Below are 16873 nucleotides of genomic sequence, written 5' to 3' on the forward strand. Positions count from 1 at the left end.
GTAACGTATATTACTTCACCAGTAACATACGCTCTAGTGATTCTCTGGCTTGTTCAGCAACAGCCGGTGGGACATAAATCTGCGGTTTCATCGTTTCCAGACATTTAACCAGCTTTTTCAGGTTGTTGACCTTCATGTTGGGACATACCAGGAACTTGGTTGCAAAATGGAATTGTTTATCCGGGCTGTCAAGACGCAGCTGATATCCTGTGCCATCTTCAGTACCTACAATGAATTGCTTGGTTGTTGATTTCTTGCAATACTCCAGGATCGCTGTCGTGCTACCTACAAAGTCACCCATCTCCACAACCTCAGGACGACACTCCGGGTGCACCACAAACTCAGCATTCGGATATTTAGCCTTCATTTCAACGACATCTTTGACGGTCAGCATATCATGCGTGTTACAGTAACCTTCCCAAATAATCATCTTTTTGTCTGTATGCTGCTGCACATAATGCCCCAGATTTTTATCCGGTACCCAGATGATCTCATCGGAGTCCACAGACTGGATTACACGAACAGCGTTAGCGGATGTACAGCAAATATCCGTTTCTGCTTTGATCTCAGCCGAGGAATTAATGTATGTGACAACTTTAGCATTGGGATGCTGTGCCTTGAGTTTACGTAATCCGTCCACGTTCACCATATCCGCCATCGGACAGCCTGCACGTTCATCAGGAATGAGCACCGTTTTGTTCGGAGCCAGAATTTTAGCGCTTTCACCCATAAAATGAACACCACAGAATACGATGACATCTGCATCTGTCTGAGCTGCTTTCTGGGCCAGTAGGAAAGAGTCCCCACGGAAATCTGCGACTTCCTGTACCTCGTCACGTTGATAGTAATGAGCAAGAATAATGGCATTGCGTTCCTTCTTGAGTTCCATCAGCCGCTCACGCAGCTCACGATTCATCTCAGCCTTGCGCTCTAAAGCCAGAGCTTCCACCTGTGATCCTCTCCTTATCGGGACAGCGTCAATCGCTGTTTCATGGGCTAACCTATGTCGTTATGTTCGCTGGTGAAACGAATCACAAGCGGTTTAACAACTAATGTACACAACGTTCACGACTCTGTCAATAAATGAAAAAGGGCAGGATATCCCGCCGTATCACTCTTATACTGTCCGGTTCGCCATCTAGCTCTCGATTATCTGTTTCTCCTGCAAATGAATAATTGTTACAAAAAAAAGAGAGCCACAAGGGCTCCCTTATCATTCCGGTAGCATTACCGGACAATGTTACCTATTATGATGTCGGCTTCGTGCCACCATCATTCGGATCATTGCTACCCTTATCCAGGTCAGGAGTTTCATTCGGAATATCTCCAACCGGTGGCTCAGAAGTTTCATCTTTGCCCTGAATGCGTACGCGAACATCACCGATATTATCAATGATTGGCTCGCCGCCTTCATTTGGTGTGCCTTCTCCTGAATTGTCGTCTTCTGCTTTAGGTGTAAGGGAACCTGTTTCGATCAATTGCTTGATCTGATCCATTTCCAATGTTTCTACCTCAAGCAATGTTTCAGCGATCAGATGCATCTCTCTCGTATGTTTGGTAAGGAGAGCTTTACACTTCTCATAACAGTCGTTAATGAAACGCTGCATCTCTTGGTCGATCTCATATGCGATGGAATCCGAGTAATTCTGTTCATGACCGATATCCCGTCCAAGGAATACCTGTCCTTGCGAACTTCCGAATTGCATTGGACCCAGTTTCTCACTCATACCGTATTCCATAACCATGCTGCGCACGATACTTGTCGCTTGCTGGAAGTCACTGTATGCACCGGTACCAATCTCACCGATAAACAATTCCTCTGCCACGCGACCCCCAAGGAGTCCCGTTATTTTGTCCAGCAACTCCTGTTTGGTAACGAGCATGCGATCTTCTTTTGGCAACATGATTACATATCCACCCGCACGACCGCGCGGAATGATGGTCACTTTATGTACCATATCAGCATGTTCCAGGAAGTATCCTACAATGGTATGACCTGCTTCGTGATATGCGACGATACGTTTCTCACGATCACTGATGACACGGCTTTTCTTCTCCGTACCAACAATAACGCGGTCAATCGCCTCATCCACTTCACGCATGGAAATATCTTTTCTGTTGCGACGAGCTGCAAGCAATGCTGCTTCATTCAGCAAGTTTTCCAGATCTGCGCCAGAGAAACCTGTTGTACGCTTCGCAATAATGTCCAGTCTCACATCTTTCGTGAGTGGTTTGTTACGAGAGTGTACTTTCAGAACAGCTTCACGACCTCTAACATCTGGACGGTCTACTGTGATTTGACGGTCAAAACGTCCTGGACGCAGTAACGCAGGGTCCAGAATATCTGCACGGTTCGTTGCGGCAACGATGATAATACCTTCGTTTGCGCCGAATCCGTCCATTTCAACGAGTAACTGGTTGAGGGTTTGTTCACGTTCATCGTGACCTCCACCAAGACCAGCACCACGCTGACGTCCCACTGCATCAATCTCGTCAATAAAGATGATACAAGGTGCATTTTTCTTCGCATTTTCGAACAAGTCACGGACACGTGACGCACCGACACCGACAAACATTTCGACGAAGTCAGAACCGGAAATGCTGAAGAATGGAACTCCCGCTTCACCGGCTACGGCACGAGCGAGCAATGTTTTACCTGTACCCGGAGGACCTACAAGCAATACGCCCTTCGGAATACGTGCACCAACGGCTGCGAACTTCCGAGGGTCCTTGAGGAAGTCGACGACTTCAACAAGTTCCTGTTTCTCCTCGTCAGCACCTGCTACATCTTCAAATGTAACCCGCTTCTTCTCTTCGTTGTAGAGACGAGCACGACTTTTACCAAAGTTCATTACTTTACCGCCGCCGCCTTGAGCCTGATTAAACAGGAAGAAGAACAGCAGGAACATAATGATCAAAGGAATAAAGGAAGTCAGCAGTGTCAACCAGATGCTGTCGCCCTTCATTGGTTCCTGATGATATTCAAATTTGTTAGCTTCACTTGCAGCTACAAGTTCGGTAATTGCCTCATCCGTAGGAGGAATATACGTTGAGAAATTTTCTGATTTAGCCCCATCAGGTGCTTTTTTGTATCGGCCGGTCACGAGATATGTCTGACCGTTGAATTGAACAGTCACTTCGGCAATATTATTGGCTTTAACCTCAGCACGAAACTGATCATATCTAGGGTTTTCTATAACATCGTTTCCATCTGTGATAAATCTAACTAAACCCACCACAACTAAAAAAAGAATCAAATAAAAACCAGAATTCCGGATGAACCGATTCATCCCCTACCTCCTCTCGAGACACTTTAATTATTTTAACATAGCCCGACGTGGCTTCTCAATAGAAGCCATGAACAGCTCAAGGCTTGGGCCTTGCAGGATATCAGCTCGTGTAGATTTCCGGTTTCAGGATCCCGATATAAGGCAGGTTCCGGTAATGTTCGGCATAATCCAAACCGTATCCAACGATGAACGCGTCAGGAATGTCAAAGCCTGTGTAATGGGCTTCCAATTCCACTTTGCGACCAGATGGCTTATCGAACAGTGTAACCACACGTACCGTCTCGGCACCGCGGTTTTCCAACAGTTCAATTAAATAACTGAGTGTAAGTCCGCTGTCGATAATATCTTCGACAATCAAAACCTCACGCCCTTCAACAGATACATCCAGATCTTTGATAATTTTAACAACACCGGATGACTTGGTAGACGCACCATAACTGGATACGGCCATAAAATCCATTTCAACCGGTACCGTTATGTTTTTAACCAAATCAGCCATAAATATAAACGCACCTTTGAGCACGCAAATGACCAAAGGATTCCGGTTAGCATAATCGGCACTTAGTGTTGCGCCTAATTCCTTGACTTTAATCCGAATTTCTTCTTCACTGATCAATACTTCCTGAATGTCGTTCTGCAACTGTGCGAACCTCCTAAGTTATACTATGAAAGCCTTACCTGAACCATAACCACTACCCCTGAATCGTTGAATCGCCTACAGTCATGTACAGGATTGCGGAAGTACTCTCCCTGACAGGAGCCGCATTGGAGCGGCGAACACCCGGTAACCAGATGACATTGCCTGCTCCATCACACACCACTGGAATGCGGGGTCTGACAGATGGGGGAATTTTCTCATCGATGAAAATATTTTTCACCTTTTTGCTTCCGTTTAATCCCATTACTTTCATGGTATCTCCAGGTAACCGTGAACGTACGACCAGCGGCATCAGAAGCTCATCCACATCAAACGCAGCTTGATCCGCCGATTCCGGTACATGATAGTTCTCGGGACTCATCGGTATCAACCGGATATACCGGTCAATTTCGGTGAGTGAAAGCTCATAAGTTCCGCTCCATTGTGCAAGACGATACTCGTAAGATTGACCCTTTACGCCTGTTTGTTGGCCAAAAGAGATCCGATCATACTCCCGGGTACAAGTAAGTGTCTGTCCTATATCCAGACTCCAAGTTGTCACCTCGGTCTCCATGACCTTGCGCCGAATAGTTTCAATACGGGTAAAGTCGACAAAATCACTGTCCAAAGGCAGATAATTCAATATTAGTTTAATCAACCTTCGTTGTAAAGCAACATGTAACTTCAAGAAGGAAGGCACCTCAAAGGTCTGCCTTCCACCGTTCACCTGCACTAGACACCTGTATGTGTCTTGAGTACTCTTCTCCATGAAATCGTCTTCGTCACCCACAATTTCGGCAAGTCGATTCAGTGACGGCGTGAGTTGTCCATTATACTGCCCCAAAAAAGGAAGCACATCCAAACGAATCACATTACGCCGGTATTTGCGTTGTTCATTACTCTCGTCATGAAAGTAAGTAAAACCCTGTGTATTACAAGCTTCTACAAGGTCTGTCTTGTTTATACGAAGACATGGCCTGATAAGTTCCACATTTTTTTCGCGACGTTTGAACTTCATCCCTGCAAGCCCTGCAAGCCCGCTACCTCTTAACAAATGAAGCATCACCGTCTCGGCCTGATCATCGGCATGATGTGCCAGAGCAATGCTAGCTGCCCCATACTTATCAGCCACTTCATGTAAAAAGGCATACCGTCGGTTTCGTGCTGCCTCCTGCGGACCTTGACCCGTTTGTTTCATATAGGAAGGTATATCGGCTTTGACCCATTCAAATGCAAGGCCAAGCTGGCTTGCCAAATCCATCATCTGACGAGCTTCTTCATCTGACTCGGCCCGAAATCCATGATGTACATGGGCACAGATCAATTCAAGCGGCATATGCTGCTTGCTGATCTCATGCATGATATGCAAAAAAGCTACCGAATCCGGCCCGCCCGATACAGCGATGACAATCCGATCTCCGGGAACCCATAACTGATGCTCTTCCGCTACATCTAGTACGTTATTAACCAGTTTGTCCCAGCGTAAAGCTTCCATACCTGTTCCTCATTCCTTGCATTATGTATATGCACGTTTCAACATCAAAAACGCAGTGCATAGATAAGTACACCGATAAGTAAAATGACCGATAAAGCAAATGCATTTTTCAACCATCGTGGTGTGCTGCTTCTGGAACGCCGGCGCATCGGTGTAGGACGTGCCATTAATTCCTTCCACGCTTTTGCGGCATGGTCTGCATTCTGAAACTGTCCCCGAAGAGCCTTGGTGGTCCATTGACGAAAAGGGCTCAATCGCTCGCTTTTTTCCACCAGCAGCACAAGTTGATTCACATTCCGCAATTGCGGCAATCCGTCCGCAGCCAGAGACTTTAATGCGTCAGCCTCCAAAATATGAATCATTAACAGTGCAAAGGCAAACACGTCATAGGTAGCATCTGCGGTTCGGCTGCCTGCGTTCCAAAATCCCCGGTCATACCATTCCGTGAACTGTTTGACACTTCGTCCAATAGACGTGACCCCGCCATAATCAATTAGCTCAACATGGCCATAATCCGACACAAGCACATTCTGAGGTTTGAGATCGCCAAATACCCAGCCTGCCTGATGTAACTGGGCGAGCTTCTGCAGCAGTCTTAATCCAACTAGCAATGTCCAGTCCGTTCCCTGACGCCGAATGAAATGATGAAGGGCTTCCCCCCGAACATAGCGCATCACATAAAAAGGAATATCCCGGCCGCGAACGGCATAATCATCCACATCTTTAAGATAGGAAGGAATGCCGCTCTGCCGAAGGGCTTCATGATTACGCTGTAACTGAAACGATTTGAGCACATTGATCTCCGATTGCAAATCGACTGGATCAAATCCCATTTTGAGCGCATAATGTTTGCCATTCTCTCCACGCTGGACAAGGAATACAACCCCATTGGCACCTCTGCCTAGCAGCTTCCGAATCGTATAACGACTTCGATTCCATTTCCCCGTAATGACGGTTCCTGGCGGGAAAGAGGCATCAGATAACGTTGTCACCGAGCATCCCTTCTCTTTCAATGCGATAGTTCCCTTCTATTTCCTGCTGTTCCTCCAGTGTACCATAACGGTAAAAATCAATCACCTTCTGAATTGCAGGACCTGTCGGCGTTGCCCCCTTTGTCTGCAACCGTCCGAACAAGGAACGCACACGCCCGGGATCATCGGTCCAGTCGATGTCCATAACCGCATCCTCTCCGCTGTGGCGACCTGGAAAATGAAATACCGATAACCGGCTCTTGCCTACTCGCGCCTGCAAGCTTAACATCAAATCTCGAATACCTTCCTCTACGGCTGCCAGCTTGGGTTTCATACTTGCACTGACGTCAATCAGTAGCGTGACTTGCAGAGCAGCGTTCTCTGTCAAGTTATCAATTACTTCCACGACTTGTGAGCGCTGGGAGGGTTCCAGATCGGTTACTGTTTTGGCTCCCTTATCTCCCAAAATTTGTGTTAACTCTCTATTAACCGCCTGTTGAATCGTCTGAACCACCGTTTTTCTTGTCATCATCTGCATCGTATGAGCAAGCTGTCTTGTGCCTACAATCTGGCTGATTCCCCCACCGGCATTAGCGATATCCTCAATCTCCCGACTACCCAGCTCACCAATTGTGCCATAATCAATTACGCCTACTACGTTGACAGTAATGCCCTCTTCACGTGCCTCGGCCGCTGCCAGCACCGGGCTTACTCCTACATTGGAACAACCGTCGGTGATCAACAAAATTTGTTTCATCCGATATCCTCCGTTATTCGTACTCTCCAACTCTATGACTAGCATTGCCAGATTGAAGAGAGTTCAAACGGATTTGAGGGATTCGATTAGAACATGAATTGGGCCCATGATCATGAATGTTTAAGTCAAACCCTCTAACTTACAGTACGAGGACGTTCCATGCGGTTAATGCCAGGTACACGCAAAGTGGCCCATTCCGGCCGATAATGTTCAACTTTACCAACCACTACAGTCATGTCATCCAAAATCTCTTGTTGCTGATACCGGATAACACTTTCAAGCAGGCAATCTGCCAGTTCCTGCGGATCTTCCGTATGAATCTCTTGAATAAGGCGTTTCATCCACAACTCCTTGTTGACTGCATATCCTGGAGCATCATAGATACCGTCTGTCATCATAATCAAAATATCACCGGCCTGAAGCTGGAGTGTCACCAGATCGACCTCAATATCTTTAATAATGCCAATCGGCAGATTACTTGCCGAAACCTGGATAACCTCCTGCCCACGTTTAATAAAACTCGGCGTCGATCCAATTTTCATAAATGTCGTCTCTGCTGTATATTCATCGATCAGTGCCATATCCACTGTGGCATACATCTCCTCTGGAGAACGCAGCATCAGTACGGAATTAACCGATTTGATCGCCAGTTTCTCATCCATGCCCGATTGAAGCAGCTGCTCCAAAATATTTAGGGCGGCACTGCTCTCCATGCGAGCTCGTTCCCCATTTCCCATCCCATCACTAAGTGCAACCGCAAACGTGCCATTGCCTAATTCCACCGTGCTGAAGCTGTCTCCCGACATCACATCGCCTCCCTTGGCAGCAGCAGCTACACCTGTTGTGATCTCGAATGTCTTGGCCGATCCAAACGTAACGGTTGCCAATCCTTGGCGGGGGTCAGTCATCGTCTCATGCAATACAGCAATATGCTCGTCCAATACATTAGAGATCAGCGGAGCGATCATTTTACGGCATTCATCGAACCCCCTGGTATACGCGTGTACAATCTCAATTTCCACATTGCCTGCTTCCAGATTGATAATCTCAATGGAATGAATGGATAGTCCCAGTGACTCTAACGCATCCCGAATCTGTTCCTCCTGCTGAACCATCTCCTCACTTTCACGTTGAATTTCTTTGGCCAGATCCTCCATTACCTGAGATACTCCGGACAATTGCTCGGCAACCAGATGCCGACTATCCATAATCTGACGTTTCCATTGCATATTATGTTGATGCAGACCATACTGGGCTCGCATCACTTCAAGTACCTCCTCCGGCTTGGCGCAAACCCTGTTCCATTCCACCGGAATTTGTTTGCCAGACATCTCCGGATTTGTCTCGATAGAACTCATTACATCAGTCATATAGCTATACGTCTGAATAAACTTGGCATCCCAGCATTGCGTCCGCTTGAAGCAACCCGCACAGGTCCCTTCAGCAACCGCATTCATGAAGTGATCCATCCCTCCTTCTTTATGTATCGGTTCACCCGTACCGGACATCTGATCGAAGCTACGGGATAACTGACGGAAGACCTCTGAGAAGCGTGTCACTCGTTCCGCCGTAATATCACGAATACGTTTTGCATACTCATGCTGAGATTTCGTATGATCCTGCGTGCCTGGTACGTATTTGGAGATCGCTGTAAGCATACTCTTCGGTGTTAACATAAATAGCGCAATGGCTACACACGTTTCCCACAAGGAATTCATCACATCACCCGGGCCACCCAGATAAATGGATAGTATCGACGAACCCAGCAACATGCCCAGTGCAACCGCCGCACGTTTCCCCTCACGAAGCATACCCGCTAACATCCCGGCAAAAGCCAGCAAACTCATCTGATATACCGCCGACATATCGGCCAGACTTAGAATTAAACCTGTGATCACACCTACGGATGCCCCCAGAGGAGCTCCGCCCACCAGTGCAAAGATCAGAATGAGATAACGAGAAAGCATATGTTCCACGGAAAGGGACTGAATCGTCCAGCCCACCGCACCGGTCATTACAGAGGCAAGCAGAATGATCAGGCACAGGATCTCCTCGTTCTTTAGGCTGAACTTTTTTTTGCGGTAAGTGAAAATTGGAATCGCCTGAATGAACACAAGAGTAAGTACGAAGCTTAGCACCGAATCCATGGTCAGCATCAGCATCGCATACCAACTGAACGAAGGCCCAATCACAACGGCGAATAGCTTCACCATAAAAGTTGTCGTAAAGACCATCGTTGGTGCATAAGATAATTCAGCACGGTCATAAGACTCCAATCCTCGGAACAACAGATAGAAGATAGCGATCTCGGAGGCCACAATCAGCGAAACGGGAAACGGAGCAAACAGGCTTCCTGCGAGCAGGGCCGCACCAACCGGAATGATATAATCCCTGCGCATAAAAGCAATAACAGCGAAGTATGCAATGGCAAAAGGAGATAATTCATTCAGGATCATCGCCTTCCCCAGTAGAAATCCCATAAATGTAAGCAGCAACACCCACTTACGTGATGCCACAGCCTGGACAGCCTTGCGGGAACCTAGCCATTGTTTCAGACGTACCGATAGCTCCTCCCGAGCTGCAGCACCTCCTTTACCTGCTTTCATCCCCGGAAATTGAATGACATTCCACTTCTCCATCATGCTCAAGGCACCCCATTCGATTAATTTGAATTTCGTGTTTCATTCTCGATGGTTCTGATTATAGATAGAATAGAAGACGTAGTTTGTCAGAATAGCTGAACGGGCTTCAAAAAGTTTACGACAAAAGAAACCGCTGTGGCGCGATGGTGTGAAACCCTCGGCCTTATTGTAGTTCTTGAGATTTTCAAGCTGGCTGTTGAAAGGTGACATGTCTGATTTTGAACGAGAAGTGTGAGGGTGTCGCCATGATCTGAGCAGAATAACTGGGGAATGCCACGGAAACCTGTCGGTAAAAAATGGAAGACGACAAATGTTCTTATTCTTCCGTTGAACAGTGCAAATCTTGAAAAGATCTTGTCGTGCCTTACCTGAAAATCCATTCCTCTCTAAGGTTTCGTCGAAATACGATATATACATGGATGTATAAAATAAATGCACAAAAAAACCGTTAGCCCATGGGCTAACGGTTTTACTTATATATTCATATCAGGTTGAAACAGATTACACACGCTTGGCGCCACGGCCACCACGTTTGCCTTCTGTATTCTTCTTGAGCGAAGAGATCCGTTCTTCGCTATCTTTCAGGAAGCGTGACATTTTATCCTCAAATGAAGGTTTGCCTGCTGCGGGCTTGAAAGAACGGCCTCCGCGGTCACGGTTAAATCCACCGCCGCCACCACCACGACCTTGGCCACCACTTGGGCCTCCGCCGCTGAATCGTTCGCGATCTCCTCCACTGCGTTCCGGTCTAGGAGCTCTCGGGGGTCTGGATTGAGTTTGTTGCTCTACCGGTTTGTCAACAGCCTGTTTGATGGAAAGTCCGATCTTGCCGTCTTTGTCAACGTTGATAACCTTTACTGTGACTTGGTCATTCAGCTTCAGGTGGTCGTTGACATCTTTGACGTAATTGTCGGCGATTTCCGAGATGTGAACGAGACCCGTGACACCTCCTGACAGATCCACAAATGCTCCAAAATGCGTGATTCCTGTCACCTTGCCCTCTAACTTGGTGCCCACTTCAATTGCCATAGAATAAAATGATCCTCCCTTAAAAATATACAACCCGATTTTTTGAATGCCAAAATCATGCTGTGCTACTTGTAATTATACCTTATGCCATAAACCAAGGTCAACTGAGCGCTAGCCCATTATAGAGCCTATTTTTTCCGGTTTAAACATATAAGACTCATGGAAAACAAACCATGCTCAGCCAAAGGCTGAATTTCATTAGTTTCCTGCCCCCTCAACCTGAATCGGTGTTTCTTCAGGGAGGTAGTACCCTTTTTTTCGTGCCAGCTGTCCTATGTATTCAGGGTCCTTCAACCGACTGACCTCATACTTCAGCTGTTCCAGCTGTTTCTGCGTATCCTGCTGCGAAGTTTGCTGAGCGGCCAAATAAGAACTCTTGTCCGAAATTTGTGCATTCTGTACAAGAAACGTATATCCTGCCCAGATCGCAAAAACACCTACAAAAGTTAGCCACAACATTAGACGCCTTCGTGCACCAGCAGATTTCCCCTGATTAGCTGGGCCCTTATTTCTGCCCACAGGTGTTCTACTCATTCCCCGGACCTCCTTGAAACCAACGTTTCCATATCGCTGCAATTCTCGTACCCGCTTGGATCATCCATTGAGGCGTCACCCAATATTTCAGGAGCGGCCTAAACATCCAGCGGAACAATTTGCCGAAAGGGATTAAACATTGCAGCACCAGCTTGCCAAGGAACATTAGGATCGCAATGACGAAACCGAATAATACGCGAACTAATCTGTATATCCCCTTAGCTGGCACAACAATCAGGATGTTAAGGATATGTCCACACCACTGGATGAGTGTTCTTGCGAGTTTAATTAACATTACCACAAAACGCTGGGTTGTAACACTTAAAAGCCAAAAATAGAAGCAAACTCCGATAATCAGCCCCAAAAAGACATAAAACCGCAACTGTCCGTGGTTTCCGGCATACAACATCCGAAAAACGAACAGCGCGGAAGCAACCCAGTACAACAGATCAAGCGTATGGATGCTCCATCTCGGAAATCGCAGCTGCCTGGACAGTACCCGGTAACTGTCGTAAGCCACACCCATCACAACTCCCGATAATATCATCCAGCTCAGTGTGATCCACTGCGCATCCAGAATCATCGGAACATCTTACCAAACAGGCCCTTACTGTTTTTCGACTGGGCACCGGGATCAAGATACTGAAGTGAACTGACCGTCCCTTCAATAGATAAAAGCCCTTCCTCCAAGCTCAGGTTTTTGATATGTAAATTGTGCCCCCTGATTGTCAGATGCCCAAGTTCGGTCTGTAGCAAAAACTCCTCACTGTCAAAGCTCTCCACATTGGAGACCCCTGTCAGATCCAGCAGTTTCCGATTTTGCATATTGAGATGGTGCTGTTTGGCCTTTCCGTGTTCAACCATAGCATGTACCCCTCCTTCTTTAGTACCTAGCTTATGGATGAAAAACCCAGATTAGAACTACCGACTCATCGATCCCTTTAATTCCTCTGAAACGTAAAATAAAAAAACGCCCTCCCATGACCGGGAGGACGCCTCATTCAAGTTTTATATAACTAAAATTTAAAATGTTGTTGGACGGCCTGTTACCAATCCATCCCGTTATCCTTGGCGATCGGCTCTTCCTTAACCAAGGTGTAGAGGCTACTCGCCTCATCCTTCTTCGTACTCTCGGCAAGACGCTCCACCTTCACAGTGACCAGCTTCTGACCGAACTGAACCGTCAGCTCATCGCCTACTTTGACAGCAGCGCTGGGCTTGGCTTCCCGTCCGTTGACCAATACACGTCCCTGTTCGGAAACGTCCTTGGCTACCGTACGGCGTTTGATCAGCCGAGATACCTTCAGGAATTTATCAAGACGCATTATTTTACAGCTTCTTTAAGTTTGTTACCTGCTTTGAACGCAGGAACAGTAGACTCAGGAATTACGATTTCATTCCCTGTTTGTGGGTTACGTCCGGTACGTCCGGAACGTTTGCGGGTCTCAAAAGTGCCAAAGCCGATCAATTGTACTTTGTCTCCGCTGGCAAGTGCATCTGTAATTTCTCCTAAAAAGCCATTCAATACGGACTCGACATCTTTCTTAGTCAAACCGCTTTTGTTTGAAATGTTGTTAATCAGGTCTGTTTTGTTCATGTTAAAAGCCTCCCAAATTAAAAAAAAGTATCTGCGAGCTCTTGGCGCCTTATCTTAACCAAGTTATTTCTCGCAAGGTTACTACACATGTATTCTGGCTTATATACTAAATTCCTGCCTTGACCTGCGACTTTTTTTAGCTTTTGTCGCTGTATCGCAGAGATTCGTCTAAGTCCAGTACCCGAAACGATGTTTCATTAAACATCAGACTCCAAATGATGTTGAACACATGTTCGTATCATCATAACACACTGCCTAGCCTGATGGAACACGGGGATTGGGTATTTTTACAATTTGATTAGATCAAAGACCGGCTTTCTTCGCCATCTGCCAAAATTGTTCCATCTCATCTACCGTGCTGTCCGCAGGTGTTTTACCTAATTCACGCAGCCGCTCCTCAATGTATTGGAATCTGGCAACAAACTTGCGGTTTGTGGCGGCAAGAGCCTCCTCCGGATCTGTACCAATGAAACGTGCCACATTAGCTGTAGCAAATAATACATCACCGAGTTCCAGCTTGCGTGCTTCCGCATCATGTCCCTGCTGCACCGCTTCTTTCAGTTCAGCCAATTCTTCTTCAATCTTGGCAAAAACGCCTTCTACATCATCCCAGTCAAAGCCAACCTTTGCTGCTTTCTTCTGGAGCTTATACCCTTTCATGAGAGCAGGCAGGTCACGTGGAATGCCATCCAGTACCGAAGCCTCTTGCACATTCTGGCCTTTACGCTTTTTCTCTTCTGCCTTCATCTGTTCCCAGTTTTGCAGAGCTTCATTCGCATCTTCAGCCTGATGATCACCAAATACATGCGGATGGCGGAAGATTAGCTTGTCGTTCAATCCCTCAATGACGTCATAAACGTTGAAGGTGCCGATCTCTTCTTCCATCTGAGAATGCAGCATAATCTGCAGCAGCAGATCACCCAACTCTTCTTTCATGTGATCTGGGTCATCCTCATCAATGGTTTCAATAACTTCGTATGTCTCTTCAATCAGATTTTTACGAATCGACTGATGCGTCTGCTCCTGATCCCAAGGGCAGCCACCCGGGCTGCGAAGAATATTGACGATCTCGTGCAAACGCGCGAAAGAGCGGCGGCGCAGTGCATCATCTGTATTTTTCGGCACATAGATCAGCGACAGATTGCCATAACCCGAGATGCGATCCAGTTCATGCAGCGGTACTTTGTGAATGACTTCCTGACCTTGCACACCAAGAGCATGACCCACAAACACCGGGTAATCGTCCGGGTATACTTCCATCAGGCAAAGCTTCACATCCGAAGCTGTAAAAACATCGTACACTTGTCCGATCAACGTATGTAGCTGCGGCTGTACCAGTTCAGGATTCAGGCTACTTGCATCTAGCAACTGAAAACCTTCAATGGGATCAAAGCCAAGCCGGATAAAGGCTTCATCCAAGAAACTTTCCCCGCCCATGATCCGTAACGAAATCCCCTGTTGTGGGCAGCGTTCCTTCAGCAAACGAACGCTGGCTTCAGCGACCATTGGATGACCTGGTACGGCATAGACAATCTCAGTACCTGCATCCCCTTTCCGAGCCGCTTCAATCAATTGGTTCGCAATCTCATCGTAAACCTCCGGGAAGGAGGATTTTTCCTCATAGATGGCATCAAACGACGTCATCTCCAGTCCCTCTTTTTGCAGATCATTTAACACAGGATGATCCACTGTTCGTACAAACAGCGAAGTCGCATGTTTCATTTTTTTCATAATACCTAATGTGAGTTGGTCCGCATCCCCAGATCCAAGACCGACCACTATCAAAGCTGCACTCATTTCGCTTAAACCTCCATCCGAACCATCCTGTTATACCAGCTGCCTGCTTACATAACATATCTGTGTCCATAAGCATCTCACGTCTCGCCTTAACAGGATGGCACTCAATAATTAAACGTATTATACCAGAATCTGTCGATATCCTATAATTGCTTCTGTGTGCAGAGGTGCTTTCAGGCGCAGTGGTGCCGTTAGCCTGGTGTAGCAGCTATACATCGTAGCTGTGGTTCGGCTAGCGCAGTACACGTAGTCTGCGCAGCAGCTTGGCTAGGCGCGGCCCCAGCTTCGGCAAGGCCGCCAGCTCTGTGGCGGTCAGCAGCCCTGTCCGGGCCGCGACCAGCACAAACACGGCTGCGCCTGCGGCTATGCCCAGCAGGCTCACGCCCATCGCAGCCAGCCGAGTCGTGGCTGCGATGCCTACGCCGCCGAGCACCGCTTCGGCGGCCCAGGCCATGCCTAGCGCTGCCAGGCTCATGGCGGCGATCACCATCGCCGGCTTCGCCAGGGCGGCGCCAGGGGTAGAGCGCATGGCGGTAAGCCGCGCCAGCAGCGCCACATTCAGGCCAGCCGCCAGCATATAGGCGGCTGCACCTGCCAGCGCCGCGCCGCTGATGCCCAGCGCTGGCACAAGCATGACGTTCAGCAGCACCTTGACGCCTGCGGCGGCCAACATGCTGAACGCGGGAGCGCGCACGGCGCCGAGGCCTTGCAGCAGCGCCGCCGCGATGATGCTGACGGTGCTACCCGCAGCCGTCAGCGCCATATACCGCAATGCTTCGGTGCCTGCGGCATCCCCGTACAGCATGCGGTTAATCGGATCTGCCAGCACCGCAAGACCTGCGGAGGCTGCCAGACCGATTAGCCAGAACCAGCGCAGCGCTAGGCCTGCTTGCTGCCTGACGGCTTCTGGCCCGCCCTTCAGGCGCGCTTCGGCCATCGCCGGAATAAACAGCACCGAGAGTGACGTGGCAAGCATCGTCACTAGCTGCACCAGCGGCAAGCCGCGGTTGTAGATGCCGAACGATACCATCGTTTGCACATCATTCAGCCCTTCGCCGCGCAGCAGGCGCGGAACCGTGAAGGTGTCCACCAGATTCATCAAGGGCACCGCCAGAGATCCAAGACAAACTGGAATGGCATAGATCAGCAACGTGCGTATCCACTCCGCATTGGAACGCTTAGGCTCCTGAACGTGTGCACTCTCCCCAGCAACAGTAACATGTTGCACGGGCTCCCCAACATGTGCTCTTTGCCAGCCTCCTGTATTCAAAGAAGCATCCGTGGACTGTCTGATCTGACTACGATCTCTTAGGTGCTCCGCTCCTGCATTTATCGTCTCTCCATACACTTGTTTGCCTTTGTTCTCTCGATCTTCTGCACCCGATGCCTCACCGCCAACTGGATGCTCCACTCGTTCCTTCTGCCGGTGTCGGTATACGAATCCCAGCATCACGGCAAGACCTGCGCACCCTCCTGCAACTGAGCCTAACATCGCCCCTGCGGCAACTGTTTCAAGTGAAGCGTCCTGCCGGATCAGCCACAATAACACGATAATCATAATCGTCACCCGTACCGTCTGTTCAACCACTTGAGATACAGCTGTAGGCACCATCTGCTGCATGCCCTGGAAATATCCACGCAATCCTGTCATGAGTGGTACACACAACAGAGCTAAAGAGGCTGCCTTAATCGAAGGGGTCACATGCTGGTTTCCAATCAACCCTGCAACCCAAGGCGCACTAACGTACATCAACATAGCTGTAAAAATTCCAATTCCTCCGAGCAGCATTGATGATAATCGTATAATTCTACGGCTCTCCTCTGGTCTGCCGAGAGCATTCTGCTCTGCTACAAATTTGGATACAGCCAGCGGCAGACCCGCCGCAGCTAGCGTAATAATGAGCATATATAACGGATAGACGGTATTGTAGATGCCAAAAACACCGTCTCCCCCTAGATTCTGCAGTGGAATCTTTTGAAAAGCACCGATGATTTTGGAAATAATGGCGGCAAGCCCAAGGATAAACGCACCCTGTAGTAGCCTTGTTCCTGAAGACGGCTGTTTCATATGTCTGTGGTTCCTCCCATGTATACCTTGGCATTCAAATAAAGCAAAAGCTCCCT

General features: G+C 48.1%; 15 protein-coding genes. All 15 read right to left on the bottom strand.

The window, feature by feature from the left end; translation table 11 throughout:
* Positions 1 to 10: 10 nt before the first annotated feature.
* The 15 genes from nadA to ACUTVW_RS25390 all read right to left on the bottom strand — a co-directional run bounded on the left by nadA (position 11) and on the right by ACUTVW_RS25390 (position 16817).
* Positions 11 to 949, bottom strand: coding sequence for a quinolinate synthase NadA (gene nadA, locus ACUTVW_RS25320; protein ID WP_445648313.1), 939 nt, complete (start codon positions 947 to 949; stop codon positions 11 to 13).
* A 298-nt stretch (positions 950 to 1247) separates the two neighbouring features.
* A complete protein-coding gene (gene ftsH / locus ACUTVW_RS25325) occupies positions 1248 to 3290 on the bottom strand; it encodes an ATP-dependent zinc metalloprotease FtsH (RefSeq protein WP_445648314.1) in 2043 nt (680 codons plus the stop codon).
* A 100-nt stretch (positions 3291 to 3390) separates the two neighbouring features.
* Positions 3391 to 3930 carry a hypoxanthine phosphoribosyltransferase gene (gene hpt, locus ACUTVW_RS25330; RefSeq protein WP_434748601.1) on the bottom strand — a complete coding sequence of 180 codons (540 nt, stop codon included), beginning with the start codon at positions 3928 to 3930 and terminating at the stop codon, positions 3391 to 3393.
* 52 nt (positions 3931 to 3982) lie between these two features.
* Positions 3983 to 5422 (bottom strand): tRNA lysidine(34) synthetase TilS, encoded by a 1440-nt coding sequence (tilS, locus tag ACUTVW_RS25335; protein ID WP_445648315.1) that lies wholly within the window; start codon positions 5420 to 5422, stop codon positions 3983 to 3985.
* A 44-nt stretch (positions 5423 to 5466) separates the two neighbouring features.
* Entirely contained in the window at positions 5467 to 6414 is a 948-nt protein-coding gene (locus tag ACUTVW_RS25340) for a serine/threonine protein kinase (protein ID WP_445648316.1), read from the bottom strand.
* Positions 6398 to 7150 (bottom strand): VWA domain-containing protein, encoded by a 753-nt coding sequence (locus ACUTVW_RS25345; protein WP_434748604.1) that lies wholly within the window; start codon positions 7148 to 7150, stop codon positions 6398 to 6400. Before ACUTVW_RS25345 ends, ACUTVW_RS25340 begins: the two co-directional genes overlap by 17 nt.
* 134 nt (positions 7151 to 7284) lie before the next feature.
* A complete protein-coding gene (gene spoIIE / locus ACUTVW_RS25350; protein ID WP_445648317.1) occupies positions 7285 to 9792 on the bottom strand; it encodes a stage II sporulation protein E in 2508 nt (835 codons plus the stop codon).
* A 501-nt stretch (positions 9793 to 10293) separates the two neighbouring features.
* Entirely contained in the window at positions 10294 to 10821 is a 528-nt protein-coding gene (locus ACUTVW_RS25355; RefSeq protein ID WP_090924622.1) for a S1 domain-containing RNA-binding protein, read from the bottom strand.
* A 198-nt stretch (positions 10822 to 11019) separates the two neighbouring features.
* Positions 11020 to 11355: an FtsB family cell division protein gene (locus ACUTVW_RS25360; RefSeq protein WP_445648318.1), complete on the bottom strand. Its 336-nt coding sequence runs from the start codon at positions 11353 to 11355 to the stop codon at positions 11020 to 11022.
* Complete coding sequence (yabQ, locus tag ACUTVW_RS25365) at positions 11348 to 11938, bottom strand: spore cortex biosynthesis protein YabQ (protein WP_445648319.1); 591 nt, start codon at positions 11936 to 11938, stop codon at positions 11348 to 11350. The genes ACUTVW_RS25360 and yabQ overlap by 8 nt, the downstream gene beginning before the upstream one ends.
* Complete coding sequence (gene yabP / locus ACUTVW_RS25370; protein ID WP_434748608.1) at positions 11935 to 12219, bottom strand: sporulation protein YabP; 285 nt, start codon at positions 12217 to 12219, stop codon at positions 11935 to 11937. The genes yabQ and yabP overlap by 4 nt, the downstream gene beginning before the upstream one ends.
* A gap of 182 nt (positions 12220 to 12401) precedes the next feature.
* Positions 12402 to 12680 carry an RNA-binding S4 domain-containing protein gene (locus ACUTVW_RS25375; RefSeq protein ID WP_090924618.1) on the bottom strand — a complete coding sequence of 93 codons (279 nt, stop codon included), beginning with the start codon at positions 12678 to 12680 and terminating at the stop codon, positions 12402 to 12404.
* Complete coding sequence (locus ACUTVW_RS25380; protein ID WP_090924617.1) at positions 12680 to 12952, bottom strand: HU family DNA-binding protein; 273 nt, start codon at positions 12950 to 12952, stop codon at positions 12680 to 12682. Before ACUTVW_RS25380 ends, ACUTVW_RS25375 begins: the two co-directional genes overlap by 1 nt.
* 303 nt (positions 12953 to 13255) lie before the next feature.
* Positions 13256 to 14749 (bottom strand): nucleoside triphosphate pyrophosphohydrolase, encoded by a 1494-nt coding sequence (gene mazG / locus ACUTVW_RS25385; RefSeq protein WP_445648320.1) that lies wholly within the window; start codon positions 14747 to 14749, stop codon positions 13256 to 13258.
* Between the two features lie 232 nt (positions 14750 to 14981).
* Positions 14982 to 16817: a putative polysaccharide biosynthesis protein gene (locus ACUTVW_RS25390; RefSeq protein WP_445648321.1), complete on the bottom strand. Its 1836-nt coding sequence runs from the start codon at positions 16815 to 16817 to the stop codon at positions 14982 to 14984.
* Positions 16818 to 16873: the final 56 nt, after the last annotated feature.

The organism is Paenibacillus sp. TSA_86.1 (genome assembly GCF_052691815.1).